Annotated in this window: 21 protein-coding genes, 3 rRNA genes, 2 pseudogenes and 1 other annotated feature; of the genes and pseudogenes, 20 read left to right on the top strand and 6 right to left on the bottom strand. The window is 59.0% G+C overall.

From position 1 onward, the window contains the following. Positions 1 to 4: 4 nt before the first annotated feature. Both P186_RS00635 and P186_RS00640 read right to left on the bottom strand, forming a co-directional pair. Complete coding sequence (locus P186_RS00635; RefSeq protein WP_014287434.1) at positions 5 to 913, bottom strand: VIT1/CCC1 transporter family protein; 909 nt, start codon at positions 911 to 913, stop codon at positions 5 to 7. Between the two features lie 21 nt (positions 914 to 934). Then, entirely contained in the window at positions 935 to 1357 is a 423-nt protein-coding gene (locus P186_RS00640; RefSeq protein WP_014287435.1) for a winged helix-turn-helix transcriptional regulator, read from the bottom strand. A 256-nt stretch (positions 1358 to 1613) separates the two neighbouring features. On the opposite strand from P186_RS00640, the gene P186_RS14705 reads away from it, so the two are divergent. The 17 genes and pseudogenes from P186_RS14705 to P186_RS00710 all read left to right on the top strand — a co-directional run bounded on the left by P186_RS14705 (position 1614) and on the right by P186_RS00710 (position 20176). Then, positions 1614 to 2845: ribosomal RNA gene (locus P186_RS14705) — 16S ribosomal RNA — on the top strand. A gap of 20 nt (positions 2846 to 2865) precedes the next feature. Further along, positions 2866 to 3053: a sequence feature (16S ribosomal RNA rRNA prediction is too short), on the top strand. Between the two features lie 77 nt (positions 3054 to 3130). Beyond that, positions 3131 to 3661, top strand: a pseudogene (locus P186_RS14710) (hypothetical protein); the annotation flags it as partial. A gap of 129 nt (positions 3662 to 3790) precedes the next feature. Next, a 16S ribosomal RNA gene (locus P186_RS14715) occupies positions 3791 to 5204 on the top strand. A gap of 58 nt (positions 5205 to 5262) precedes the next feature. After that, positions 5263 to 8301: ribosomal RNA gene (locus tag P186_RS00650) — 23S ribosomal RNA — on the top strand. The 16S and 23S rRNA genes sit together here, the layout of an rRNA operon. A 137-nt stretch (positions 8302 to 8438) precedes the next feature. Continuing rightward, complete coding sequence (locus P186_RS13700; protein WP_014287436.1) at positions 8439 to 8609, top strand: hypothetical protein; 171 nt, start codon at positions 8439 to 8441, stop codon at positions 8607 to 8609. 187 nt (positions 8610 to 8796) lie between these two features. Beyond that, positions 8797 to 9711, top strand: coding sequence for a hypothetical protein (locus tag P186_RS00655; protein WP_158307116.1), 915 nt, complete (start codon positions 8797 to 8799; stop codon positions 9709 to 9711). Further along, on the top strand, positions 9695 to 11269 hold the full coding sequence (locus P186_RS00660; RefSeq protein ID WP_014287438.1) for a hypothetical protein: 1575 nt from the start codon (positions 9695 to 9697) through the stop codon (positions 11267 to 11269). Before P186_RS00655 ends, P186_RS00660 begins: the two co-directional genes overlap by 17 nt. Before the next feature lie 3 nt (positions 11270 to 11272). Further along, positions 11273 to 12349, top strand: a complete 1077-nt coding sequence (locus tag P186_RS00665; protein WP_014287439.1) for a hypothetical protein — start codon at positions 11273 to 11275, stop codon at positions 12347 to 12349. After that, the gene (locus P186_RS00670) at positions 12346 to 13275 is read left to right on the top strand and encodes a hypothetical protein (RefSeq protein WP_014287440.1); all 930 of its coding nucleotides are present in this window, start codon (positions 12346 to 12348) and stop codon (positions 13273 to 13275) included. Before P186_RS00665 ends, P186_RS00670 begins: the two co-directional genes overlap by 4 nt. A gap of 75 nt (positions 13276 to 13350) precedes the next feature. Beyond that, a complete protein-coding gene (locus P186_RS00675) occupies positions 13351 to 14466 on the top strand; it encodes a hypothetical protein (RefSeq protein WP_158307117.1) in 1116 nt (371 codons plus the stop codon). A gap of 27 nt (positions 14467 to 14493) precedes the next feature. Next, positions 14494 to 16284, top strand: a complete 1791-nt coding sequence (locus P186_RS00680) for a hypothetical protein (RefSeq protein ID WP_148682561.1) — start codon at positions 14494 to 14496, stop codon at positions 16282 to 16284. A gap of 15 nt (positions 16285 to 16299) precedes the next feature. Then, positions 16300 to 17295 carry a hypothetical protein gene (locus P186_RS00685; RefSeq protein ID WP_148682562.1) on the top strand — a complete coding sequence of 332 codons (996 nt, stop codon included), beginning with the start codon at positions 16300 to 16302 and terminating at the stop codon, positions 17293 to 17295. Continuing rightward, positions 17271 to 18107, top strand: a complete 837-nt coding sequence (locus P186_RS00690) for a hypothetical protein (protein WP_014287442.1) — start codon at positions 17271 to 17273, stop codon at positions 18105 to 18107. The genes P186_RS00685 and P186_RS00690 overlap by 25 nt, the downstream gene beginning before the upstream one ends. Then, on the top strand, positions 18108 to 18587 hold the full coding sequence (locus P186_RS00695) for a hypothetical protein (protein WP_014287443.1): 480 nt from the start codon (positions 18108 to 18110) through the stop codon (positions 18585 to 18587). It begins immediately after the preceding gene. Then, positions 18584 to 18964 carry a hypothetical protein gene (locus P186_RS00700; RefSeq protein ID WP_014287444.1) on the top strand — a complete coding sequence of 127 codons (381 nt, stop codon included), beginning with the start codon at positions 18584 to 18586 and terminating at the stop codon, positions 18962 to 18964. The genes P186_RS00695 and P186_RS00700 overlap by 4 nt, the downstream gene beginning before the upstream one ends. A gap of 31 nt (positions 18965 to 18995) precedes the next feature. Further along, positions 18996 to 19511 carry an MFS transporter gene (locus P186_RS00705; protein ID WP_148682563.1) on the top strand — a complete coding sequence of 172 codons (516 nt, stop codon included), beginning with the start codon at positions 18996 to 18998 and terminating at the stop codon, positions 19509 to 19511. Between the two features lie 380 nt (positions 19512 to 19891). Then, positions 19892 to 20176 carry a hypothetical protein gene (locus P186_RS00710; RefSeq protein ID WP_148682564.1) on the top strand — a complete coding sequence of 95 codons (285 nt, stop codon included), beginning with the start codon at positions 19892 to 19894 and terminating at the stop codon, positions 20174 to 20176. On the opposite strand, the gene P186_RS00715 is transcribed toward P186_RS00710, so the two are convergent. Both P186_RS00715 and P186_RS00720 read right to left on the bottom strand, forming a co-directional pair. Then, complete coding sequence (locus P186_RS00715) at positions 20145 to 20603, bottom strand: PaREP1 family protein (RefSeq protein ID WP_014287448.1); 459 nt, start codon at positions 20601 to 20603, stop codon at positions 20145 to 20147. The genes P186_RS00710 and P186_RS00715 overlap by 32 nt on opposite strands. A 110-nt stretch (positions 20604 to 20713) precedes the next feature. Next, the gene (locus P186_RS00720; protein WP_148682565.1) at positions 20714 to 21004 is read right to left on the bottom strand and encodes a hypothetical protein; all 291 of its coding nucleotides are present in this window, start codon (positions 21002 to 21004) and stop codon (positions 20714 to 20716) included. 363 nt (positions 21005 to 21367) lie between these two features. On the opposite strand from P186_RS00720, the gene P186_RS00725 reads away from it, so the two are divergent. Both P186_RS00725 and P186_RS00730 read left to right on the top strand, forming a co-directional pair. Further along, complete coding sequence (locus P186_RS00725) at positions 21368 to 21583, top strand: hypothetical protein (protein ID WP_237179433.1); 216 nt, start codon at positions 21368 to 21370, stop codon at positions 21581 to 21583. A 120-nt stretch (positions 21584 to 21703) separates the two neighbouring features. Next, a complete protein-coding gene (locus P186_RS00730) occupies positions 21704 to 22000 on the top strand; it encodes a PIN domain-containing protein (protein WP_014287450.1) in 297 nt (98 codons plus the stop codon). A gap of 70 nt (positions 22001 to 22070) precedes the next feature. On the opposite strand, the gene P186_RS00735 is transcribed toward P186_RS00730, so the two are convergent. After that, positions 22071 to 22763 (bottom strand): hypothetical protein, encoded by a 693-nt coding sequence (locus P186_RS00735; protein WP_014287451.1) that lies wholly within the window; start codon positions 22761 to 22763, stop codon positions 22071 to 22073. 321 nt (positions 22764 to 23084) lie between these two features. Next, positions 23085 to 24002 (bottom strand): annotated as a pseudogene (locus tag P186_RS14505) (PaRep2b protein); the annotation flags it as partial. A gap of 363 nt (positions 24003 to 24365) precedes the next feature. On the opposite strand from P186_RS14505, the gene P186_RS00750 reads away from it, so the two are divergent. Next, positions 24366 to 26510 carry a hypothetical protein gene (locus P186_RS00750; protein WP_014287454.1) on the top strand — a complete coding sequence of 715 codons (2145 nt, stop codon included), beginning with the start codon at positions 24366 to 24368 and terminating at the stop codon, positions 26508 to 26510. Positions 26511 to 26611: the final 101 nt, after the last annotated feature.

Here is a 26611-nt window from a genome sequence, read left to right on the forward strand (position 1 = left end):
ACGCCTAGTGGAACAGCCTCTCTATGCCGAAGAGGCGGCCCAGCCACTCCCCCAGGAGGTAGGTCAGAAAGGCGGTGCCCAGCAGGAGGCCCACCGTCTGCACAAACTCAAACTTGAAGTCCCTCTCCCCGTAGACAGCCGCCTGGAAGGTCAAGACAAAGGACAGGGCGATCCCCACCGCGATAGACGCCGCGAAGGCCAGGTAGACGTCGTGCAGGAGGAAGTACGGCAGAGACATGAGAGCCACAGCCGCCGTGTAGCCAACCCCAGTCACCACCGCCGCCACGGCCGGCGACTTCCCCACCTCGTGCTTAGTCTGGAGGTATGACGCCGAGGCCATGGAGATGGCCGCCCCAACCCCCACGATGAGGCCGATAACCCCCGCCACCACCGTGCTGTTCGTGGTGCCCAGAGTCCCCGCGTGGGCCCCCGTGATTTCGATAATCGCGTCCGCCAGACCCAGCACCAGAGCCCCCATGTACTTCACAATAGCCTCGTCAAGCTGAGAAATCAGCGCCCCCTCGTGCTCCTCCTCGTCGGCGATAATCCGCCGAAGCGCCTCCCGGTCCCCGCCCGACAGGAGCCCCTCCACAGACCTGTAGCGGGCGATCGCCTCCCGCTCCCCCCTCTCCATCAGCTTCGCCACAAAGGTAACCCCCAGCAACAGGCGGAGAAACGCCATGAAGTAGGCATACAGCCGCGTCCGCCCCTCCGGCGGCTTGACGCCGGCGAACCTGTTCCAGAAGCGGAAGTGCTCCAGCTCCTGCGCCGCCAGCCGCTCCAGCACCACCCGCCGAGACGCACTCCGCTCCACCCTCGCCAACACGCTGTACGTCACATACTCCCTATACTCGTCCAGCGCCGCCTCCCGCGCAACTTCAACCAACTTCTGACTAGAAGCCACTTCTACCACGAAGTGGCTACAGACTGGAGTTTATAAACCTGACGCCCCTCCCCCCTGCCCCTCCCCACCGGCCCTCTTCACGTGATACAAATTCTTGGCAATCGCAAGCAGGGCCGAGGCCACGTCGCGCCAGTCGGCCTCCAGCCCCCTCACCACCTCCATAAAAGACGACTCGCTGGACACCCCCCTAGCCCGCAGAAAAGCCCACAGCTCCTTAAAGAAATCCGCCATCTTAAGCGAGTGGAGATACGCATCCAGAGAATCCCTAAGCACAGCCACCCTCTTACGCCCATGCGAAACCGTAAACACAACCCCATCCCGCTCCAGCACATACAGATGCCACTGCGCCGCCCCGTAGGAAATCCCCAAAGCCTTCGCAATCTGGTACACAGAAGCCCCCCCAGTAGCCCTCAGATACTCCACGATGCGGCGCCTAACCTCCACAGGCTCCACACCCCAAACAAAACACCAGTATAAAAAGACAAGAGGGAGAGAGAGCAGAGAAAAATTTATAAACAGCCAAGTTCAAGAAAAGACGCGCGCCTTTCTAGTGAGGCCGGGCAAAAGCCCGGCCGAAATCACCCTAATGTTCCCCGGACGTCCCCCCCTGGAGACTCCAGGCCGGGGCGCCGGGGAGAAAACCCCACGCCGCCGCCGAGGAGAAGCCCGGACAAACCCACCCCCCGGGCGGCCTTGCGGCCGTCCGAAACCGGTTGATCCTGCCGGACCCGACCGCTATCGGGGTAGGGCTAAGCCATGCGAGTCGCGCGCCCGGGGGCGCCCGGGAGCGGCGCACGGCTCAGTAACACGTGCCTAACCTACCCTCGGGAGGGGGACACCCCCGGGAAACTGGGGCCAATCCCCCATAGGGGAAGGGCGCTGGAAGGCCCCTTCCCCCAAAGGGGCGGCGGCCGATCCGCCGCCGCCCGCCCGAGGATGGGGGCACGGCCCATCAGGTAGTTGGCGGGTTAAAGGCCCGCCAAGCCGAAGACGGGTAGGGGCGGTGAGAGCCGCGAGCCCCGAGATCGGCACTGAGACAAGGGCCGAGGCCCTACGGGGTGCAGCAGGCGCGAATACTCCGCAAATGGGGGACGGTCGGCTCACCATGGGCTACATATTCGACCTAAGCCCCGTAGTCTACTCCAAATTCGACCGTAGAAGAGGCATAAAGATACCAGAAAAGCCATCAGAAAACCTAGCCGAGGAAGTTGCCATACATCTAGGCGACGGCTACCTCTTCTACGACGCCAAAGACCACAGCTACAGATACGGCATCGGCCTAAACCCAAAAACCGAGGTAGACTACGCCAAAGCGGTAGCAGAACTACTCGGAGAACTATACGGCTACAAGCCGCCGGTAAGAAACGCGAGAATTGAGATAATGTCCCAAGCAATCGGCACGTTCAAACACAGAGTGCTAAAATTCCCCATAGGTCAGCGCACCGGGACAGAGGACCTCCCATTAATAGAGTGGATACTAACAGACGAGAGGTATATGCAGGCGTTTGTCAGAGGCCTCTTCGACACAGAAGGCTCTATAAAGAAAATTTCGAGAACAATAGGCGTGGTCGTAAAGCAGAGAAACAAGAAGACAATTGAATTCTACATAAAATGCCTAACAACACTTGGCTTCAAGCCAAAGCTGTACACATGGGCCGAGAAGGAGAGACCCATCTACGCAGCGGTTCTCCTAGGCAGAGACGAGGTAAAAAACCTACTGTACACAATCAAACCAAGAAACCCAACCAAGACCCCCCCTTTTCTAATCTTCATCCCTCCCACGCCGGCCTCCCCCAGCGGAATGCGGGCAACCGCGACGGGGCTACCCCGAGTGCCGGGCGAAGAGCCCGGCTTTTGCCCGGTCTAAAAAGCCGGGCGAATAAGCGGGGGGCAAGTCTGGTGTCAGCCGCCGCGGTAATACCAGCTCCGCGAGTGGTCGGGGTGTTTACTGGGCTTAAAGCGCCCGTAGCCGGCCCGGTAAGTCGCTCCTGAAATCCCCGGGCTCAACCCGGGGGCGGGGGGCGATACTGCCGGGCTAGGGGGCGGGAGAGGCCGCCGGTACTCCGGGGGTAGGGGCGAAATCCGTTAATCCCCGGAGGACCACCAGTGGCGAAAGCGGGCGGCCAGAACGCGCCCGACGGTGAGGGGCGAAAGCCGGGGGAGCAAACCGGGCTCAAGGCCGGCTCGAAAGAGGAAAGAGATTTAACAAACAGCCAGATGTGTATTATGGGTTGCGACAGGCGCTCAGCGATAAGGTTGCTTCCATTTGTCCTGTCGGATGGAGGTGTGTATAGGGGACGGGAGATCTACTTCACAAGTACTGACGAGGCCCTCGTGGAGCACTTCAGAGCCGTGGCTCACGAGGCGTTCGGCTATAAAGGGTACGTCGTGAAGAGGAGCAACGGCGCGTATGTGGTGAGGATCAAGGGCAGAGGCTACGTCGAGTGTCTAGCCGATGTGGTCCCCGAAGTGGTTTGTAAGCCGCGTTGCGCGGTGAAGTTGCCGCAGGAGCTGTACCGACACGCGGATGTGGCCAAGTGGTTCATAAAGGTCTACGCATCATGCGACGGAGGTATCTCGGTCATGCTCGGAAAGAGGGGCAAGTATAGGTTCTTAGTCAGGAGGGTCTTCATCACCGCCAAAGACCCAGATATCAGGAGCCAGATAGCGGAGCTGTGGAGAACTCTCGGATATAGGCCACACGACGATAGGGACAAACACATATACATAAGCAACAAGGAGGATTTGGTGAAATACGCACAAGAGATCAGATTCCTCGACGGGGTCAAGGTAACAAGGAACTCGAAAAGGTTCGGCGGAATAGAAAAGAACACGTTACTCGACCTCGTCGTGAAATCCTACGAAGATCCCCACGCGCTCGACCCCTTTTTCCCCGCAGCTCTGTGACCCATCATCTTTCTCACCCCCACGCCGGCCTGGCCCGGGCTCAGAGGGGATTAGATACCCCTGTAGTCCCGGCCGTAAACGATGCGGGCTAGCTGTCGGTCGGGCTTAGGGCCCGGCCGGTGGCGAAGGGAAACCGTTAAGCCCGCCGCCTGGGGAGTACGGCCGCAAGGCTGAAACTTAAAGGAATTGGCGGGGGGGCACCACAAGGGGTGAAGCTTGCGGCTTAATTGGAGTCAACGCCGGAAACCTCACCCGGGGCGACAGCAGGATGAAGGCCAGGCTAACGACCTTGCCGGACGAGCTGAGAGGAGGTGCATGGCCGTCGTCAGCTCGTGCCGTGAGGTGTCCGGTTAACCCGGGCCAGGAGGGTTAAATACCGGGATCAGTATACTTCCATGGATCTTGATCAGTGGCTTGACTACTTAACGGGACTTGTCCTGGGGGATGGCTACCTGTACCACTACAGAAAAGAGGGGAAGTATTACGTCAGGATCACTGACAAAAGCAGAGACTTCCTAGAAATGTTAAAAAATGAGTTACTAAAAATAGGGATCAGAAGCCACATCTATAGACAAGGGCAGAAAAACGCATATACACTAGAGATCTCAAACAAAGAACTTTATTACACAATAAAACTGCGAACACGGCAGTTGCTAGAAAGTCCAACTCCACACTTCGTAGCAGGCTTAATAGACGCCGAAGGCTCACTTCAAAAACCCAGAAAAGGCTCCATACGAATAGCTATAACCAACACAAAACCAGAGCTTCTGCACCCCATTGTAAAAATCCTCCAAACTATCTGCATAAACGCCGAAGTCAAACCCTACGGAAAGGCAAAACACGGTGAAAAGCAGAGATACAGAGTAGTCATATACGGCAAGGAAAACATAGAAAAAACTCTCCAAGCCATCCCCCTCCGGCACCCAAAATTCCACCCTCCAGCCCGGGGCCGAAAGTCCGGCAACGAGCGAGACCCCCACCCCTAGTTGCTACCCCGCTCTACGGGGCGGGGGGCACACTAGGGGGACTGCCGGCGTAAGCCGGAGGAAGGAGGGGGCCACGGCAGGTCAGTATGCCCCGAAACCCCGGGGCTGCACGCGAGCTGCAATGGCGGGGACAGCGGGATCCGACCCCGAAAGGGGGAGGCAATCCCGTAAACCCCGCCCCAGTAGGGATCGAGGGCTGCAACTCGCCCTCGTGAACGTGGAATCCCTAGTAACCGCGTGTCACCAACGCGCGGTGAATACGTCCCTGCCCCTTGCACACACCGCCCGTCGCACCACCCGAGGGAGTCCCCTGCGAGGCCCCTTGCCGACGAGGTGGGGGGACGAGCAGGGGGCTCCCAAGGGGGGTGAAGTCGTAACAAGGTAGCCGTAGGGGAACCTGCGGCTGGATCACCTCCACCCGGGGGTGGGTAGTCCAAAGGGCTTCTCCTCGGCCCCGCAAGCCGCCGCTCCGCACGGCAAAGCCGCCCGGTGGATGGCTCGGCTCGGGCGCCGAGGAAGGGCGTGGCAAGCTGCGATAAGCCCGGGGTAGCCGCAGGCAGGCCTAGAACCCGGGATCCCCGAATGGGGCTTCCCGTCGGGGCTGAACAAGCCCCGGCGCCCCGTAAGGGGCGGGAACGCGGGGAACGGAAACATCTTAGTACCCGCAGGAAGGGAAGCCAAAAGGGACCCCCTGAGTAGGGGCGACCGAAAGGGGGAGAGCCCAAACCAAATCCCCGCGGGACAACCGCGGGGAGATGTGGTGCGTGGGCCTGGGCAACCGCCGGCGGGCGGTAGCCGAAGTGGGCTGGAAAGCCCCGCCGTAGAGGGTGATAGCCCCGTAGGCGAAACCGCCCGTGGCGGAGTCCCGGGGTCCCGGAGTACCTCGGCTTAGTTTTGCCGGGGGAATACGCCGGCCACTGGCCGGCAAGGCTAAGCACGTCCCGAGTCCGATAGCGCACTAGTACCGTGAGGGAAAGCTGAAAAGAACCCCGGAAGGGGGGTGAAAAGAGCCTGAAACCGGGCGGCTACAGTGGGGCGGGCCTGTAAGGATGCCCCCTCCCGAAGGAAACCCCGGTGACGGGGGAGTACGAGGGAGGGGGTCCAGGGTCCGCCCTTACGTCTAGAAACACGGGCCGGGGAGTTCACGGCCGTGGCGAGCCTAAGGGGTTCAACCCCGGAGGCGTAGGGAAACCGACAGCCCGCAGCGGGGAAACCCGCGAGGGGCGGGGTCTGAAAGGGCCCGTAGTCACGGCCGTGAGACCAGAAACCGGGCGATCTAGCCCTGGGCAGGGCGAAGCGGGGCGAAAGCCCCGTGGAGGCCCGAAAGGGTTCTGATGTGCAAATCGTTCCCATGACCTGGGGCTAGGGGCAAAAGACCAATCAAGCCCGGTGATAGCTGGTTCCCCCCGAAGCGGGTCCCAGCCCGGCCTCCCCGGAGGCGGCCGGTGGGGTAGAGCACTGATCGGGGGTGCGGGAGCCGAAAGGCTCCGGCCCCCGGTCAAACTCCGAACCTGCCGGCGCCGCAGAAGGGGGGAGGCGGGGGCGGTGGGGTAAGCCTCCGCTCCGAGACGGGAACAACCGAGACCGGGGTTAAGGCCCCCAAGTGCGGGCTTAGTGTCAATCTCAAAGGGCGTCCCCCGCCCAAGACAGCGGGGCCGTGGGCCTAACAGCAGCCATCGGCTAAGCAACGCGTAACAGCGGACCCGCCGAGGCGGGGGGCCCCGAAGATGCAGAGGGACTAAGCCCGCCGCCGATACCCCGGGCCTCCGGCCGTTGGCCGGAGTGCGGTAGGGGGGCGCGGCCGTGGGGCAGAAGCCGGGCCGAGAGGTCCGGTGGACCCGCGGCCGACGAAGATCCCGGCGGTAGTAGCAGCGAAGAGGGGTGAGAAGCCCCTCCGCCGGAAAGGACCAGGTTTTCCTGGCAACTTCAATAGGCCAGGAGTAAGCCGGTCCTAAGGCGGGGCCTAGCTGGCACCCGCCGAAGGGGAAACGGGTTAATATTCCCGTGCCGCGGGGGTAGGCTCTGCGGCAACGCAGGCCCCGCCTCCGACGCCTCGGGATAGGGCGGGCGGGACCGCCGTCCCGCTTAACCGTCGAAGGCCGGGGAGTGCCGTAATGGCGAGAACCGGCTGAAGGCGGGAATAGCCGGGGGTTTCCCCGGTCCGCCCGACTCCTGGGGCCCGTGAAAAGGAGGCGGGGAACGAGCCCCCGCGCCCGTACCGAGAACCGACGCAGGTGTTCCTGGGTGAGAAGCCCAAGGCGGCTCGGGTGACCCCGGGCCAGGGAACTCGGCAAATTAGCCCCGTAACTTCGGGAGAAGGGGTGCCTGCGGTCTTGGGGTACACCCCCGGGGCCGCAGGTCGCAGTGACAAGGGGGACCTGACTGTTTAACAAAAACATAGGTCCCCGCGAGCCCGTAAGGGTGTGTACGGGGGCTGAATCCTGGCCACTGGCGGTACGTGAACCCCGGGTACAACCGGGCGAAGCGCCGCTGAAGGCCGGGGGTAACTCTGACCCTCTTAAGGTAGCCAAATGCCTTGCCGGGTAAGTTCCGGCGTGCATGAATGGATCAACGAGGTCCCCACTGTCCCGGCCCGGGGCCCGGCGAACCCACCTCCAGGTGCACAGTCCTGGGACCCCCGACGGGGCGAGAAGTCCCTATGGAGCTTCACAGCAGCCTGTCGTTGCGGGGGGGCGGGGGGTGCAGAGCGTAGGTGGGAGCGATGAAACGGGGTCTCCGGGCTCCGTGGATGCGGCCCTGGAACACCACCCACTCTCCGCCCCTCCGCTTACCCGCCGCAAGGCGGGGACAGCGGCAGGCGGGCTGTTCGGCTGGGGCGGCACACCCCTGAAAAGATATCGGGGGTGCCCAAAGCTCGGCTCAGGCGGGTCAGAAATCCGCCGTAGAGTGTAAGGGCAAAAGCCGGGCTGACTGGGCCCTTGAACGCAAGGGGCCCAGGCGGGAAACCGGGGCCTAGAGAACGCTCGTGCCCCCACCAGTGGGGGCCGGGCATGACAGAAAAGTTACCCTAGGAATAACCGGCTCGTCGCGGGTGAGAGTCCCCATCGACCCCGCGGTTTGGTACCCAGACGTCGTCTCTTCCCATCCTGGCGGTGCAGCAGCCGCCAAGGGTGGGGCTGCCCGCCCATTAAAGGGGAACGTGAGATGGGTTCAGACCGTCGCGAGACAGGTCGGTCTCTACCTGTCGGGGGCGCTGGCCGCCTGAGGGGAAGGTGCCCTCAGTACGAGAGGAACGGGGCGCCGCGGCCTCTAGTGTGCCGGTTGTCCGGCAGGGCACTGCCGGGCAGCCACGCCGTGGGGGATAACCGCTGAATGCATCTAAGCGGGAAGCCCTCCCCGAGACGAGGCGGCCGTTGCCCTGGGGGCAACCCCGGGGCACGAGGGCTCCCGTAGAAGACGGGGTTGATGGGGGGGCGGTGTAACCTCCGAGGGTTTTCCCGAGGGGGGAGCCGGCCCCTCCCAATCGCCCGAGCGTGCGGGGCGGCGGGCGAATGGGCCGAGGCGGCGGCGTGGGGTGTCTGTCTTTCAGCCTCCTTTTTACTCCGTTTTTCTGGGGTGCGGCGGCCGGTGTCTTCGTACGTTGTCCACGTAATGTTAAATAATACGTTTTTTCGTGGGGTATGCGGGTTTGGTGGCTTGTTCTGGGGGTTCTGGCTGTGGTGTTTGTGTTGGGTGGTAATGTGGAGTCTAGTGGGGCTGTTTTTGTGGGTAATGATACTGGTGACTATAGGGGTGTGTATTATCTGAAGGTGTTTGATCTTCAGCGTTGGTGGGATTTGGGGGTATTCTGAGGTTTTGGTGAGGGCTTCTGTGGGTGCCGAGTGGAGGTTTAGCCGCATCGAGGGGTCTGTTCTCGACTTTGCTTTGTTTTGGGAGGATTGTACGTGGTGTGACTCTGACGAGCCTCCTCCTGTGAAGAATGTGGGTACTTTGTATTGAGGATGAGATTTTGAGGGTTGTCTACGTGGGGGTAGGTGGGTGGTTCAGGTTTTGTGGCACCAGGGTGGGTTTGGCCACGAGGTTTATGTGAATGGGTCTCTCTTCTTTACCCACTACGGCGGCTCCATGGGGAGTGGGCCGGTGGGTGAGTTTGTCGGGGATGTTCTGCGGGTTGATTTGAGGTCTCTTGGGGATCTGCGGGCGGATTCCTATGCTGTTTTCTACTCTCGGGGTGCTTTGTGCCGGTCGCCGCTTGCCGCGTTGGGGTGGGCGGCGGCTGTGGGGCTTGACGCGGGGGAGGCGGGTGCCCTTTTGAGGGGGTTTGGTCTGTCTGTGCGGAGGGTTGACCGGGGGGATGGGGTGGTGCGTTTTGTCTTGTCTAACGGCTCTGTGGTGTCTGTGCCTGTGTTTTTTGAGGTGCAGTCTAACGGGACGGGGCTTTTCGTGGTGGGTAACCCCTCTTGTGGCAACGTGACTTATTTGGCTGTTTTGAAGTTTTCCAGGGGCGGGGTCAGCGGGGTGTTGCGTTTTAACCTCACGGTGCCTGCTCTAGACGCCGTGGTGGTGTCGCCGGCGGTGTTTCGGGGAGTTGACGGGGTGTCTGAGGCGTCTCTCTTCCTCTACGCCCCTGCCGGCACGTACTCGCTGGGCAACTTCTCTGTTTCTTTTGACAAGCCCCGCCTCGTGGCTGGGAACCGCTCTGTTTTGTTGTGGCCGCTTCACGCGGTTTTTCTCCCGCCTGAGGCGAAGAGGCTTGTGGACGCCGTGGATTGGTGTAACAAGGCTTTTTGGGATGCTTTTGACAAGGTGGCGGATCCCTACGACTACTCTCTGCTGGGGGAAGTGGCTCTCACCGTCGTGCCGGTGGGGAGGATCGTGGGCTTTTTCGGGAAGTGGCTGGCGAGGGGGGGCCAGGGGGCTTGGGGAGATCGGCGACTTGATCTCCGCTGTTAGGTCTGCCGTGACTGCCTTGTCCGCTAGCAGGTGGGCTAGGGCTGCGGGGTCCGCGGCGGGCTACGTACTGCCCGACGTCTTCATTGCGGAGGATCTCCGGCGGCTTCTTGCGCCTCAGGAGGCTGGGGAGGTGTTCTCCGCTTTTGGGGTTGAGTTGTCTGAGGTGGAGCGGTTCCACGCCGGGGTGCTGACGGAGCAGTCGTGCCGCAACGCCGGCAGGTACTACGCCGCGGTTTACGTTTCCTGGGTGCAGAGAGTGTCCGCCGTCGTCGACCTGGCCTCCAACCTATACGCCAAGGTGTCGAAAGACGCCCTGGAGAAATTCGGCAAGTCGTTCGTCGGCGTAGGTGAGAGGAGTAGAGTTTTCTCTTTTAGCACCCATCTGGGGTACGTCGCGGCGAAGGCGTGGGGGCCGTACGGCGTCGACGAGAGGGAGTGGGTTAAGGCTTATGAAAGGCTGGCAGAGGCGCTGACAGGGAGGGTGGATGCCGTAATTGTTGCTGCTGGTAGGGCTGGTTTTGTGAAGAATGATGGCAATTTACATATTGTGACAAATCTAGGGCTGAAAAAGAGTACTTATTACTTCAATACGAAAATAGTCTATGACAAGGCTGATATCAGAGGGGGGAGGCTGTATTACGAGCTTGGCGGTGAAGAAGGCGGCGGCCTTTACGCGGCTTTCTACGATGTGAAAAAGGTTGTGAGGCATACATCACCTGAGTTTTTTGAAGAGTTAGAACGTCGGGGATTAGCTAGTGTCTCTGTGGAGAAATTGGAAGGTAAGGGTAATTTTATCTGTGTTCATTATAGCGTAAATTATGACTCTGAATTTTTCTCGGCAGTGCGTGGATTAGTGTCAACAGATCCGCGTGGTGGCTGGGATCAGAGACTTGCTTCAATGCCGCTTTTCAAGATATTGTCCGGGGTTGTAAGAGTTGAGCAAGCGGCGTATGAGGTGGATCTGGGCGGACCTACTAGTGTTATTGAGCGTTTAGAATATCCTGTTTCTATGTCGGGTGTTGTTGGTTTTCTTAAGGATACTGGTAGCGTTACTCTAGGTAGTGTGGGAGACTACTACCAACTGAAGGGCGTTAGGGCGGGCGGGGCAGCGCCTGATGGACTTGCGCTGATTAGATGGGGTGGTTTAAGAGTTGTGATTGCTGAGGTTGTACAAAGCGATGTGGATCAATCAAAGCTCATCCGTAAGTTAGTTGAGAAAGCAACTAACACAATTGGTAACTTAATTTCTGCAGGTGTGCTTGCGGGTGACAGATTTACTGACTACGGCATAGCCCTGGCCGCCTTTAGGGTTGACGTCTTGCGTGGGGTTACTGTGGGGGGCAACGCCTTGGGAAGCGGCCCCGTCGACGACTCCGTCCTCGCATATCCCCAGGCGAGGAGCGGCCTTGTGAAGTGGGCTGAGGCTCTTGGGGGGAGGAACAGAGCGGCTTTGCTTTTAGCCGACTACCAAGGGAGTGGGCCTAGTTACAGGGTGAGGGCTGTTTTGCTAGATGGAGTGGGTATAAGTTACGATATTTTAAAGAGCTGTTTTAGCTAGTCTGTGGATTTGGGTCTTTTGTGGAGGCGCTGGCTGGGGGTGGGGAGGTTTGGGTTGAGGAGCTACGTGGGGGTGTGCGGCGTCGGCTTGGTTGAGGGCTCGGCGGCGGCGGTGGTGGGCAGGGCAGGGGGCGGGTTCGTGGCTTATGTATGTGCGGATGTCGACAGATCTTTTTGGGAGAGGCACGGCTTGGCGTGGGGGGAGCCGGCGCAGTTTTGGGGGGGTAGGTGGCCGGCTGGTGTTGACTACGGCGGGAGGTGCAGCCTCTTCTCGGCGTCGCCTGTCTATCTGCTGGATAGAGTTGTCATGAGGCTTGAAGGGCCTTATGGGGGGTTTTTTAAGCCTCTGTGCGCGGCGCCCCTGGCGGGGTCTAGGTGGTGGGTGTACGTCGCTGGCTGTTCTGATGTTTTTGAACTCGTCGGGCTGAACTACCCGAGAGACGTATGTGACGCGGTTTTTATACTCGCCGAGGGGGGCATCTCGACGTACTGCAAGGAGTGCGGGTTTGATCCCAATATCCACAGCTCGTGTAAATTCTCCCTAGCTAAAGCCGCCGTGTACCACTCCCCAGTCGGCCCCCCTGTCGCGGCGCCGGGACGGGGCGCTCTTTTAGGGGCGGAGCTCCCAGTGGTTAGGCGCAGGGATGGCTACCTCCGCGTCGGCTCTTGGCTGGCATGGCACCGCGTCCTCGGCACGCTAGACGGCGGTAGGTGGGTGTTGATTGGAGACGACGGGCTGTACGAGGCTGTTTTTACGGCCACTGTGGAGAGGCCTTTGGAGGTTTTTGGCGAGGTTGGCTATGTTAGGGTGGCCGGCCCCTATAGAGGCGATGTTGACGATGTGCAGTCTCCCTGCGGCGCTCCCAGGCTTGTCGCATGTGTTGAAGATACGAGGGAGGCCTTGGCCGCGGCTGGGCATAGGTGCGAGGCGGAGGGGGGTGTTCCGCATGTGGTTTTGGGAGACGCTGTTGAGGTTGAGCTGGGCCGGGAGTTGATAGATTGGCCGCTGAGTGATAGTTGTGGGGCTGTTCTCAAACGCGGGCTGTACGGCGTCTTGACTCCTTTAGATGTTGGTGTATGAAATACGTATTTGGTAGGTCTGGTAGTGGCTTTGTTGTATTTAGTTGTGATGAGACGTGGTATAAGTACATCGGCGACGCGGATTTCTACGAGAAGTTGAGGAGTAGGTGGTATGAGGGTTTGTGTCTATATGTTGACGATAGATGTGAACGGGTGGAAAATGTCTACGATTTTAGGTCTATCTGTATACCTTCATTGCGGTTGGGGAGTGGATTTACTCGTTGGTGGTTTAGTGGCGGAGTCTTCATGAGCGAGACATCTTCAGGCTTGTTGTATCTGTGGCTGAGAGATGTTGCAGTTACCGAAGATTTCATGGTGGTGAAACTGGATTTGCATTTTCGAAAAAACCCCAACTGCAGTTATAACCCTGGCGCCGGCTCTCTCACCGGCGCGGAGCTCCCAGTGGTTAGGCGCAGGGATGGCTACCTCCGCGTCGGCTCTTGGCTGGCATGGCACAGGGTGCTGGGCTTGCTCGACAACGGTAGGTGGGTCCTCGTCGGGGACGACGGGCTTTACGAGGCTGTGTTTACGCCTACGGTGAAGGACCCGCTGGAGGTTTTTGGCGAGGTTGGCTATGTTAGGGTTGTGGGGCCGTATGTGGGCGACGTGGATTTGGTGCAGTCTCCCTGCGGCGCTCCCAGGCTTGTCGCATGTGGTGAGGAGGGCGTGGAGGTGGCCAGGGCGTTGTTGGAGTATGTGGAGGGTGTTTTGAGGGGGTCTGGGGTTTTTGACGTGGGTAGGTTTCTCCCCGGCGGCTGGTCTTGTGGGGGGTCGTTTGTCATCCCGGAGCTGGTTGAGGTGGATGTGCCTAGCCGCGTCTTGCTTGACTGGCCTCTGGCGGATCCGTGTCCCCACGTCTTGGCGGCCGCGGATAGAGATCCGCTGGGGTTGTTGACTACGGAGACGTGTTACAAATGTTGGGGTTAGGGAAAAGCGGCGGCGTGGGGTGTTTATCTCCGTAGCCTCTCTCCCTCTTTGTGTCTAGCGTATCCCGCCGCGGCGTTGTATGTTGTCTACGTGATGTTTGATACTTTTTTCGTTGGGCTGGGGGTTTGGTGGCTTGTTCTGGTTGTTGGGGTTTCTGTGTTTGGGTATAGCGTCTTCTGGGGTGAGTTTATCCACTGCGATGTCGGCTCGTGTCCTTATCCCAACGCCGAGGGGCGCTTCCTCTCGCTCAACTCCACCTCTATTGTCTTTGACACGTCGGGTGACCCCTCGGCTATGGGGTTCTACGTGGTGGCGGTGGAGCTGGGGAGGCACACTTCTCTAGAGATCTCGGGCTGGTGGTCGTATCAGCTTCCGTGTACGATGGCTTACGTGGTGTCGGACGCGGGGCTCTCCGTCATGGAGTGCTCGACGGGGGGCGGCCAGACGTGCCGTGTGTCGGGTGTGCTGTCCCCCGGGGTCTACTACATAGTTCTCGTCGACGCGTGGGCTCAGCAGACGGTGAGGGTCGCCGCGGCGGCCGGGTCGCTTAAGCTGGCTGACGTGTCGCCTCAGCGCGTGGCTTGCGCCTTGTGGCGGGGCGGGGTGCTCGTGGGCCAGCGCATTACATACGCCTTTAACTGGCCCTCCCGCCCCGGCGTCTCTGTCTCTCAAGATATTGTGGAGGGGGCGTGCGGCCCTCCTGCCCTCCAGGAGGCTCTCGCCTTCGCCGCGGTTTTCGGCCTCAACGCGTCTGAGGCGTCGCTTCTCACGCGGCCTTTTGGCTACAACGTTACTGCCGTTGAGAGGAGGTACGGCACGGCCGTCTTCCGCCTCCAGCCCGACTTGACCTACGTGGTGCCGCTTGTTTTCGACGTCCAGCTTGGGGGCCAGGGGCGGCTTTTCCTGGTGAATCCCAGCAACGTGTCTGTGGCGTGGAGGCTGGAGCTTCACGTGTCGAATAAGTCTGGCGAGGGGAGGCCTAGGGGGGCGGAGGCGGGGTCTTTCGACGTGGTTGTGCCTGCGGGGTCTATGCGTAGTTTCTATGTCTACGGCTTGGCGAGGGAGGGGGGTTTCTACGTCGTTTCGTATAAGTTGCGTGTTTTGAATGAGTCGGTTTCGTGGGGTAGCTATACGTTCTACGTAGGGGGCAGGTTGGCGACGCAGAACGGCTCGGTTCTCAACTACCTCTAGGGTGTCGCGGAGCAGTTCTGGGGGTTTGTGGCTGGGGATCAGTGTCTGTCGGCGCGTGGGGCTGGGAGGCGGTGGGCGGCGGAGAGGCTGGGGCTGGCTGGGGTGGCTACTGAGCTGGACGCGGCTGCTGGCGGGGCGCTTCTGGTGGCTACCGGGGGCTCGCTGGGGGCGGTTAAGCTGGGGGCCTCCGCCGGCGCGGCGGCGGCTAAGGCGGCGGAGCTGGCTAGGAAGGCGTGGCTGGTGGCTAAGGCGCTGTCGCTTGCGGATCTCCTCGCCCATGGAGTCCTCCTGGGCTGGGACGTGTATCTAGAGGCGTCGTCGGGCAGGGTCAGGTGGGAGGCCGTCGCAGACGCGGCGCTTCTGGCCGGCGGGCCTGTTGCGGCTAGGGTTAAGCCCATCGCCGCGGCTCTTGCCGGGGGCGGGGCTGTTATGCTGTTTCTGGGGGAGCCCTTCGACGCGGCTTCTGAATTCGCTGGGGAGCTCTACTCGGAGGCGGGGCGGTACGGCGCGTACGCCGACTGTTTCGTAGACGGGGCTCTCCAAGCCTTCTCTACCTACGCCCAGGAGGTGGAGGCGGCTAGGTGGCTGGGCATCGCGTCGGCTTTCGTAGACCTCAGCGACCTCGCCAACAACAAAGACTGGCTAGGCAACAGACAGCTCGCCGCAATGGCCGCCTTCAGCTACGAGCCTCCCGTGCCGGTGTTTAGAGATAGTGAGCTTCTGCGCCGTGTTAAGGGTGGTGTTGATGCGGTTATGTTTGGGAAACATATTGTGGGGGTGAGGGAGTCTGGGGACGTGGCGGTTATGAGGGCGAGGGATTTGGGGAGGCGTTTCGAAGTGACCGGCCTTACGCGGGTGTCTTCGGTGGTGGTTGGCGGGGGTGGTGGGTTTGAGATAAGGATTTCGAAATATAGTGTGGGTACCGCGGGTTATCTGGTGAGTGAGGTTGTGGATGTAAAGAGCGGCCGCCCTGTTGTTATTGGCTATAACGACATGTTTACCGCCTTGGCTATTGCGCGTGGGTTTAGTGGCGACGTGTATAGGGGGGTGTACCGGAACCGCGAGGTGTACGTCCTCTCATACGGCTCTTCTCTATATGTGCTGGAGGGCAAGCCGGAGACTTTCTACAAGTACCTCTCTGCGGCTTTGATGCCGGAGATTGCCGGCGTAAACCCCGCCGTGGTGGGTGCCGAGGTTACTCTGCCGGCGGTTTACCGGGATGGGAGGTGGGTGTGGGACGTGGCTATTAGCGAAACCGCCTTTGGGAGGAAGAGTGCCTTCATACCTCTAAGCCCCGCGGGCTACCGGCTTGACATCTTGGGGGTTCTGGACGACGGCAGGTTGTTGATTGGGGAGGTTAAGAATATGGAGGGCCTGGGCGGACCTGCAGATTTGGAGCTCGACAAGATGGCGGGTAGGGCTGCGGTGCTGGCTGACCTCCTTAGGGATAACGCCGCGTTGCTAAGCGCGTTGGTTTCTGTATACAACGGGGGGAGGTTGCCGGGCGGGGGGAGGGTCTCCAGCTCGTTTATGGCCAGCCAGGTTTTGATATTTCCAGACCTGAAGAAGATCTTCGCCCCCGGCGGGGTGAAGTTCGTCGTGGTGGCGGCGGACGCAAAGAGAGCCGTGGTTTTTACATACGACGTGTCGCTGGACCAGCTTCGGGATGTCAGCTTTTTGAATAGGGTGGCCGAGGAGGTTTACTACGGGTTTAGGGAAGCCGAGGCGCGGGAGCGCCTGTACGGCATAGGGGAGGCTGTGGGGAGGGTGGCCGACCGCTACAGGGCGTACACGTGGTACGTAGAGTTTTTAAAATAGTAGCCTACTGTGGGCGTGGCCGTCCCCGTTGCCTCGCCGCTTTTCGACGTGTTGGAGGAGGCTCGGGTAGACGTCTTCTTCATGGAGAGCCTCGCCCGCCGCTGGGCCGGCGGCTGGGTTTTGGACAGCTCCGTTGGGCTTTTGGCCACGGTGGAGCGCGACGCCTCCTGCCTCTTGGAGGAGGTCCGCGTCTACTTCTCGGCGCCTAGTTGCAGGGGGTATGCGCAGGTGGGCTCCGCCGGGGCTTCGCTCTACCTGGTTCCTATCGACATCTCCCCCTGCCCCCTGGTGTACGTGGTGTGCGGCGGGAGGGGGAGGGTCCTGGCGCCGACCTACGTCTTTGAGGGGGGTGTCTTCAGACCCGGCTCTCTGCTGGTGGAGGTGGGCGCGGCGGCTCCTCGGTGGCGGCGCCATCTCTGGCCGCCTTCGGCGGCGGCTGGGTGGAGGCCTGCTAGGCTTCTGTGGGGCGGCGCCGCGGTGCGTCCCGGCGGGGCTGAGTCTGTTATCCGCGGCGTCTCGGGGTACCCGGTGCTCTACGCCGGCGCCGTGGGGGCGCTCTACGGCGTCGCGGGGGGCCACATACTGCTGGAGTTCAAGGCGCCTGGCGGCGGCGCCCACATAGGCGAGAGGTTCGCAGTCTACAGAAGGGTGGGGGAGTATCTTCTTATGGAGGCTCCTTGGGGTGTGGATTTTGTTTTGAATTTTGTCTTGGGTGTGGTGGATGGGGGGTGGGTGCTTATGGGTAGAGACGGCTTGTATGTGGGGGTTTTCCACAGGCGGGAGGACGGGGAGAGGTTTGGCTATGTGGAGGTGGTAGGCCCCTATCAAGACGACGTAAGGAAAGTAGAAGGGCCTACCGACTTGATTCCGCACGTCTTCTGCACGCAGGAGGTGGCCCGGGCGACTGGGTGCAAGCCCGGGGAGGTTCAGATGTATGAGGACTCGGATAATTATTTTGAAGTTAGGCAGGGGGATTTGCAGACGCTATGTTGGCCGGCGTGTACCTACTAGCTCCGCCTGTTGTTGAGGAGGACCACACGGTTCCATATTATCTAGAGGTTGTCGGGGTAGGTGGGGTGGCCGAGTGCAATCTGTGGAGGGGTTGCAGAGCTGTTCCAGTTCTGGCTCTGACGTCGACGTGTCACGTCGTGAGGCTTACCCTAACCTCGGCTTATACAGCTCGGGAGATCCTCGGCGGATCTCCGAGTTTTATCCACACGTTGAAGCCTCCGCTTGGTGAACGCAGGCTGGGCGAGGTCTTTAGTAAGTTGTGGACAAATGCCAGGTATTTGGCCTTCTACCTCCGTCCGCTGTCTAGAAAATATGGGGCGTCGGCCCAGTCCATTTTTGAGGGGTTGAGTATACCCGGGAGAGGTTCTCTTTTTGGTGAGAGGTTTGTGGTGTATAGGAGGGTGGGGGAGTATCTTCTTATGGAGGCTCCTTGGGGTGTGGATTTTGTTTTGAATTTCGTTCTGGGCGTGGTGGATGGGGGGTGGGTGCTTATGGGTAGAGACGGCTTGTATGTGGGGGTTTTCCACAGACGGGAGGACGGGGAGAGGTTTGGCTATGTGGAGGTGGTAGGCCCCTATCAAGACGACGTAAGGAAAATAGAAGGGCCGCCGTATTTGGGCTTTGCGGCGGCTTCGACGCCGGGTTTTCCGATATGTGGCGGTGGTGGTTCTGTCAGCTACAAGGGGGTTTGTCTCGACGATGGCGAGGTTTTCCGGGGGGTTACCATGTGGCCGGTTGAGCGGGTTGACGTGTCGGCCGCGGCGTCGAGGTTGCGGGATTTGTGCGCGGAGGCGCGCCGGAAGCGCGGCTAGATGCGTCCGGCGGTGTTGAGGGAGGGCGCCTGGGAGCGGCTTATAAACGATATGTATGAGGTGTATAGGAAAGTGGGCGCCCTTGTCTCTGTTGGGAAACTTGCTAGAGGTGGGCTATCTGCTGGTGAAATTTTGTCGTATTACATAGCGGCGTTCAACGGGGCTGGGTTCAGCGGGGTAGGAGCCTCCGGGGCCACTAGTACTTTTGTATATGAGCCGCGTATTGCAAAGCTGAACTGGCGTGGCGAGAAGACGCCGGTTGTGTTTTCTCTGGTGCTTGTGGAGATGAGGCTGGGTAGGGGGGTTGTCTACGCGGTGGAGACTGAGCTGGGTTCGCTGACGCCGGATTTCTTAAAGCGTGTGGCTGGCGACGCTTATGACAACTTCTACCAGGTGGAGCTCGCGGGGGGCAAGCCAATACCGGAGGTTGTTAATCGTGTGGCTACGGAATTTGTGGGTACTCCCCAGTTTCTGCGGTGATTCCCGAGGTTATTGTCTGCGGCGACGGGTGCGGGGAGGCTCTCTCTTTCGAGGGAGGGCTGGGGCTGACGGCTGGCGTGAGGAGGGTCGGCTTTAGATTTGTCCGCACACCGGCTGGGGGGAGGGAGATGTTTAGAAGGGTCTCAACGTGGGGGCTTGCGCTGTTTACAGAAGGCGGCGGAGGGCACTACGTGGTGCTACCCGCGCAGGACGGCCTTTATCTAATCTACGCAGAGTCCGGGCCTCCGCCTGTGGCTGACTACCCGGCGCCTCCCGCCCCTTATCTAAGCAGCGGCGAGTTTCGCTGGACGCGCTTCATCGGCGGGGACTACGTCAGTGGCGGCAGATTATCCTACTGCTTTCTCTCCTTCCTCTGAGTTGTATAAAAGAGCACTCTATAAAAATTGGATGATTTACACTATAGGTACTGAAATGGTAGTGGGCATACTGCCGCTTTATGCCGCTACGATAATCGGCATGGGTCCTCTAACCCTGGGTTTTATGTTCTCAGCGGCGAATATCGCAACCCTCGTCGGGTATTTGCTTGGGGGTTTTGCGTCTGATCTAATCGGCAGAGGTAAAGTGATTGCGTTATCCCTCCTCCTAAACGTCCTGATTTTATTCTCGCTATCAATGGCAAAAGACCCGTATGCATTCCTGGCGCTGTGGGCTTTGGCGAGTATGATATTCTTAATGCATGAGGCTCCCGAAACTTCATATGTGGCAAAGAAATCGCCGGAGGATCTTAGAGGTTCTGCGATGGGTTTGTTGGGGACATCTACAGGGCTGGTCTCGTGGATAAGCCCTGGTATAAGTACTGTTTTGTGGACATCCCTGGGACCCGCAGTCATCTTCTATGTAATGATTATAGTATCGGCATTTGGGTTGTTGTTAATTATTAAAAGCGTTTGGAGTTATAAATAACGTCCCCTTTCTGTTCTTAGAGGCGCGGCCCGCCGCAAGGGGTCAGAAGCACAAGCGGCGGCGCATCTGCAGATAGGGCCTACATAGACTAAGAAAAGAGTTGTGTGTGGGTGGGGCCTGCTGGCAGAGGCGCTGGCTGGGTTTGCAGTTGGAAGGATGCCGCCCTGTTGTCGACGCTTTTGAGACAACGGGTACGCGTGGAATTGCTCTACTTGCTGGAGGCATTGACGAAGAGGCGTGGAATGGCGGCGTTGGCAGAGGCAGATCCTCCGGAGAGGGCCGGGCTTTTGTAGAGGCGGCGGGGGAGTTGCTTCCCGCCGCAGGAGAGGGGGTAGTTAGGGGGATCTGCGCCGGGCTGGTGAGAGGATTTGGGGGTGGCTGTGCCTGCCGTCGGGCGTCTGAATGCCGGCGGGGGGCTAGGCTCTCCTCGCATGGGGGAGCTGTGGCGCTGTGCTAGTTGGGTGCTGGGCGGTTGGGTGCACGACGCTTGGAATGCCGTGTATGCAGACTTCTACGAGGGCTGGGCTACGCGGGGGGCGAGTAGCAGAGGTGTTGAAAGAGTAAGTAGGTTGGTTGAGGAGCTCGCTGATAGGGTGTTGGAGTGGGCCGGAGGGGGCCTTTTGAGGCTCCGTGTTAAGACTGTGGGCTGGATGCCGCTCTTTTGATATGGGACACTACCTCCTCTACGTCTCTCTTTACCATATCCTCGTTGGCGTATCTGGACGCCTCGGCGTCTCTGTCTAGGCCGTTGTATTGGAACTCGTGTAGGTTCAGGGCGAGCTCGACTATTAGCCGTAGCTCTCTGTCGCCGACTAGAGCCGCCACTTTCCGCATTCTAGATGTGGGCATTGTGGCAATTATCCACTCTCCCCTCTCCACGATTTTGTTGGGTCCGAGCCTGCGCCTGCCTGGGAAGGCGGCTACTACCTTATCTCTCTGCGCCGCGGCCACTGCCGCCAGGTAGGCCTTGACTGCTTGAAATGCCTTGCCGGCGGCGTTTCGAAGGAGGCCGTTTTTTAGGAACTCCTCTGCGAGCTCTGCCTCGTATATAGCCTCCTTTAGGCGATCTCGCCGGTACTTCTCTAAATCCACCCAGGGCTTTGTGAGAGAGTACGTCTACAACCGTGGAGAGAGTTTTAAACCTTTCCCACCTCCGCCGTTTTCGACAGGCGCCGCGTGGCGCGTCTGCCCCTACCTATCTTTCAATACTTCGGCCTCGGTATCATGCCGCACGCCGTGGGGCGGGCGTCAACGTGGTGCATCGTCAACAGGGAGGTGCCCTGTCTGATCAAGCCGGCGCTGTGCCTCCATGACTGTGCGACGGTCTTGGCGGGGGTCTTTTCGCGGGAGTGCTCGGCTGTGCGGCTGGCGGTTGCACAAACTTGGAGGGTGTGGGGCGGTGCCTCGTACCTAGCCTCTGCGCTATTTTTTCCGCGGCGATCTGCGCCGAGGGTCGTCTGCTTATCCCTCGCTCCTACGGACCGCGACCACAACCACGTCTCTGCCTGAGAGCAGAAGCCTATGATATACCTAAACGGAGAAGGGGGCTCTTATTCGAAGATCGCCAGAGGGGCTTGTTGTCTGTAGCCGAGCCGGTGCTCGCCGACAGCAAGGTTGCCCGGGTCCACGGCTGTGTGATGGCGCAGATACACCCGGCGGCACTTGGGTGTATGTGGGGAGCCTCCGGGCTGTCGTTTAGTAGACACACGGAGCTCTCCCTATGTCTGGAGACCTCTCCGTAACTTCCCGGCGTATTGAGAAGCCGCGTCGGCGTTGGACAGCGTGCCGGACTTCTAGGCCCCACCGCCCTCCCAATGGAGAGAGAAACTTTTAAATTAGCTGGGTGGGGTTTGGCCGTGGGCAAAACGGCGGCTGTGAGCATCCCGCCTTGGATTGACGAGGAGGAGTTTAGAAGAGTTGTGGAGGAGGTTGTTAAGAGGCTGGGGGGGAGGGTCCCGGTGCAGGAGCTCAGGAGGAGGCTCGGCATAGGGCCTGAGGATTTGGTCGAGGATCTGGAGGCGGTCGACGTGGAGATCCTTGAGGCGCGGGAGAGGGAGAGGTTGCCGCTGTGATATTGGACACAAGTGCCGTAATTGAGAGAGTAAGGGCGCGGCGATCGGTTGTGGAGGATATAACGGCCGTCACACTAGTAGAATACCCCAAACATTTATTATAAGCGCTTCTCGGGGGGCGTGATTTTCCCCATCTATGAGGACTACATAGTGGCTCATAGACTACAGCTGGCGCTGATCGGCTTGGGCAAGCCGCAGGCGTTTTCTGACTTGCTGGTGGCGGCTGTGGCGATAAACCGCGGCGAAGAGCTGGCGACGAGAGATAGGGATTTCGACGTAATAGCGGAGGCCGCAGGTGTCCTCGGACTGCGGCTGAGGGTAACAACGTTGCCTATATCTAAAACTCGTGACGCGGCGCTTCTCGTAGACGGGCGGCTGGGGCACGTCTATGAGCTGTGGAGAGGTCACCATTTGTAGATGGAGTAGATGGATACGCCGCGGCGAGGGATTTCGGAGGCGGCGTGGGGGTGGGCGGGGAGGGGGCTGTCTATTCCTTTGTTTGTTTTTCTTTCTTTTCCATTTCCCTCCTCCTCAGCAGGCCTTTTACTATTGCTATGTACATCATTAGTTTGGGGTAGTATTTGATTAGGTCTTCTCTTCCCGTCTCCCGCGCCTCTCTGTCTATGGCTTCTGCTATTTTCTCGAGCTCAGCCACGTCCTCCCAGGTGTAGTCTCTGATCTCCTTGTCGAGGAGGTCTAGAAGCCTCTTCCTCACCTCCTCTGTGTAGTACCTCGACCTAGCGGCGGGGGCGAGGGTCTTCAGAGAACCCCGCAGAAGCACAGCCTCAGGCTCCGTCACCACTCCCTTAGCCGCGAGGAAGTCGATGAGGGTATTTTGGTAGCTGTAGAAAGCCTCTCTAAACTCCAGAAGGCCCCTGGCCACCTCCCCAACACGGGTCTCAAGCACGTCAATACGCCTCTCGAGATTGCTGATGCGGTTCTCAATTCTATCTACACGCCCTTCAAGATTCTCGACTCGCGTCTCTAGCCCATGGATATGCTCCTTTAGGCTGTCGATGCGGCCGCCTAGCTCCCCCCTCACGGAGTCAATTTCCTTACTGAGTTTGTTTTTTACATCTTCTATCTTTCTGTCGAGTGAGTAGTACAGCACGATAACTGCGGCGGCGACAAGCGGCGCCTGGGCTATAAGCGAACTGATTACAACATCTACGTTAACCACTGTAGGGTATCCGTTGCTGGTTATAAACTTAATCTTTCGGCCGGCGCTTATGGAGGTGTCTTTGGCTACGTAGCTGGCTGTCTCTGTTTGGGGCGGCGTTACCTATCCACCTGCCCGACGTGTCGGCGGGGGCCGTCTAGTGCGGAGGTCCCCGTCTTTATTTTCACTACTGTGGCCTTTTAGTGGCTTCGGCGTCTGCGGCTGATGGGATCAGCTGCCGGGATCTCTGCGTCTGACGCGTGTCTGCCACCGGGCTGTTTTGTCCTGTCTGCTTGAGGTGGTTGCGTGGTGGCTGTGTGGGGTGGGGGGCGGCGGGGATGTTTACTGGTTTTTTGTGGCTAGCCAGCTGTCTACCACCTGGGCTATTCCTTCGAATTCTCTTAGGCGTTCTAGGTGGCGCATGGTGAGCTTCGCCTTCCCCCGGGTGGCTGGGTAGTCTCCTACCAGCGCCTTGAGTATGGCGGCTTTGGTGGGGTCTGAGACGCGTACCTCGGCCCTGGCGGCGTATCCCCCGGTGGTTTTTTCCCATCTGAAAGTTATGGCGAGGGCGCCCGGCGCCCCTGCCGATTCGTACTCCGCGGTAATCCTTAGGCGCCCCGCGTCGATTTCCGCGGCGAGCTTCTTGACGACGGCGGCGACGTCCCCCGTGTTGACGGCGAGGGGTAGCCTTCTCGAGGCTGGGGGCGGCACTGCGTCGGCTACGCCTAGCTCCCCGGCTTTTTGCCTCAGCTGTTTTATGAAGCGCGCCGCCTCTGGATCCCCCGCGCCTGCCCTCCTGGCCACCTCCAGGAGGCCTGGTCTGGTGAGGCGTATGTAGAACCGGCCGCTGGGGGTTCTGCCAGCTGTGAAGTGGGGGCCCTCTGCGAGGCCGCGGCTCCGGAGCCTCTCCACTGCCTCGGCGAACCGCGTCTCGCTTCTGGGCTTGTGTACCGCGGAGAGTCTGCCCGACTTCTCGATGCTCACCGCGAAGCGGACTCCGGCGAGTGTGGGGGCGCCGGCCTCCTCCAGCCTGCCGACTAGCGACTTGTGTCTTGCCTCGTCTATGGTCTCCGCCTGGCGGAGCTTGTCTAGGAACTGCCTCACGGCGCCGGCCCACGCCGGGTTTCACACGGCCAGCACCTGGTTTGTGATGAGGACTACGTACCGGCTCCCGCCGTACTGCCTCGCCGCGGCCTCGCCTCCCATCGCTCTGAGCATCGAGGCGAGGCGCTCAGCCCCCTCCCGGGAGCCCTTGTACTTGGCGAAGAGCTTGCCCTGGTGCTAGTAGAGGGTTATCCGAGCCGCCTCGGCCCCGCCCTCGCCTCTAAATAGGAGGACGGCCCTGGGAGCCCCGCCTCCCAGCTTAAAGCTGTCTATCTCCAAATTAAACACAGTGCCGGATTCCGCCAGTTAATAAATACTTGATGGATGAGGAGGTTTTAGAGCGTTGCGTGATCTGTGGTTTCCTCAGTGGGGATTATGTGCCAGTCTCGGTGGCTTCAGTCTAAGGCTACAGAGGCGTAGCTCCGAGTAGCCATGAGCTAAATGTCTTAACAAAGCTGAGATGTTACTTAAGTCTATTATCTTTGGGAGTAATATTTTTAAATATGATTTTTTTGGCTTATGTTGAAGAAATTAGTGTTTTTGATGCTGTCTTTGGCGCTTGCTGGCATGGCTCAGCACTCTTTAAAGGTGTGTCTGAGTGCTGGGGGGTTGGGCCTCGCTGGTGAGAGACCTGTTGTGTCTGGTATGTATTGGAATGGCACTATGTGGATATCGACGCCTATATTTGTAGAGGGTGATGTGGTCAACGCGGTGTATATATGGGATCTTAATAAAACAAATCCCTCGATACACCGCGTGATGTTGCTTCCGCCTGTGTTTAGTAATTTGACAAAGATCTGTATGTACCTGCCCAGGTTGCGTGTGCGACAGAGGCCGGGGCCACCAGGGCATCCCGGTGTTATGGCTAGGGTGCGTGTTGAGGCGGGGGATGAGTACTACATCTTCATAGCCACCGACATCCCGGGGGCTGTGCCCATGAATTTAACGGCTGAGATGGTGAACGCAGAAGTTTTAGAGGTGGTGAGAAACGGCAAGGGAGGGGGACCGCGGCAAGTTGCCGGCGCGGTAGCACAGGTGGCTGTGTCTTTGCCAGACTCAACGCTTCAGTACACGTCTTCGAGGGATTGGTCGCTGAGCTGGCAGGGCACCATAGGTGGTGCATTTAAGCTGAAAAACACAGACATGACCAGGCTGGACTATATGACGAAGAGGTGCGGTAGTGGGAACGTGGAGGTGCCGCCGGGGGTCCCGCGGATAGATGTAGTAATAACGGCGGCGTCGACTAAGACCACGTGGTATGTGTATGTAACTGACGATACTGGTACTCATCAATATGTTGCCCCTCTTCCTGACGGTGCTCCCTACGCCGTTGTCAGCCACTACTTCCAGTCAACACAGTCACCCAGGACGATTGCGGTTGCAGTATGCCCTATGGATATAGACACTATCAAAACCGCCGCTATAGACGCCTTCATATATCTTGAGGGGGCGGTGTCCATGTACCCAACCCTGTGGCATAATATAATTATGGGAGGCATAGGAGGCCAGGTCTATAGAAGAGGCGTATATGTGATAGTGCCCGGTGTCCACATACCACCTGGTTCTGTAATTAACCCGTTGCTAAGGGCGGACATAACCGTGGGATACTCCGGCATGGTTTATCCAAGTACTGTCAACATATATCTGGGATCTACGCCTGTCGCTACGGTAACCGGAACGGATCTTGGCGGTGTTGTAAGGTACAGCGTGGCTACCACATTTGATGCTAGAGAGCATTTGAGGACTGGCGGCGTAGCGGACAGCTTGATAATAGGCCCCGTCGACGGCTACTATATGTTTATCGAAAACATAGGCGTAGAGGGCACCGCAAGGCCTGAGATAAATAGACCAATGTCGAGAATTTTTAGAGACGCCGCGACGCCTTGGTTGCAGGCTACTTACGTGTATATACCGTATGGTGGCGTAGCAAATTTGTATATGTACAGAGCAGATATAAGAATAGTTGACAGGGCGGGGTCTATTCAGTTAGATGGCGTTCGTCTAGTCGGCGTGTTGTCGCCGTGGCAGAATTACTTGGTCTGTACTAGCGATAGCGGAAATCCTGCATTAAGGCTGTATCTAGATCTATATAGAGGGTGGGATGGCTCCTTAATAAGGGATTGGGACGTCGGGCAAGCCTCCATCCAGACGCAGGGCTCCAGCGAGCCACAGCTGATCTTCTTCAAGCTGGTTGTCGAGTTATTAATAAGATTGTTTGAAGCTGCTGGCTGGATAGCAAATGCGTTGGGTGAGTGGTTCGGTTGGGTGATGTTCGCCGCGGATCTCTACAGTTCAGTGTCGTCGGCCTCAAGCGTGTCGTGGTACAAGACGTCTGCAGGCGACTTGGTGATACAGCTCTATGTAAATTACCAAGACGCGGGCAAGCCCGTGGCGTTTGGCGTGAACTTTTACTGTCCTCTTAGCTCTCTAGGCGGCTACGACGACTATGTGGTTGTGGTGAAGAGGGTGGAGATGTGTGGTAAGGTGCTTTATGATAAGGGTATGTCTAGTATCGGGGGTGCTGAGTACTATATGCCGAAGAGCTATATCTACAACTACGCCACAGCGGGCATAGATCTGTATAGGACCTTCACCTGCGGAGCCCAGGAGGACCTAACGTCAGGTGGAAATGCGTATTCGTGCAATATTGATAAATATAGATAATCCTATTTTTTATTTTTAATTTCTATTTTTTTAATTTCAGTAATTAATTTTATTTTATATAGATTATTATATGGTGTTTTTCTATATGCACTGGCATTTTC

It is taken from the genome of Pyrobaculum ferrireducens (genome assembly GCF_000234805.1).
In the GTDB taxonomy this organism is placed as follows: domain Archaea; phylum Thermoproteota; class Thermoprotei; order Thermoproteales; family Thermoproteaceae; genus Pyrobaculum; species Pyrobaculum ferrireducens.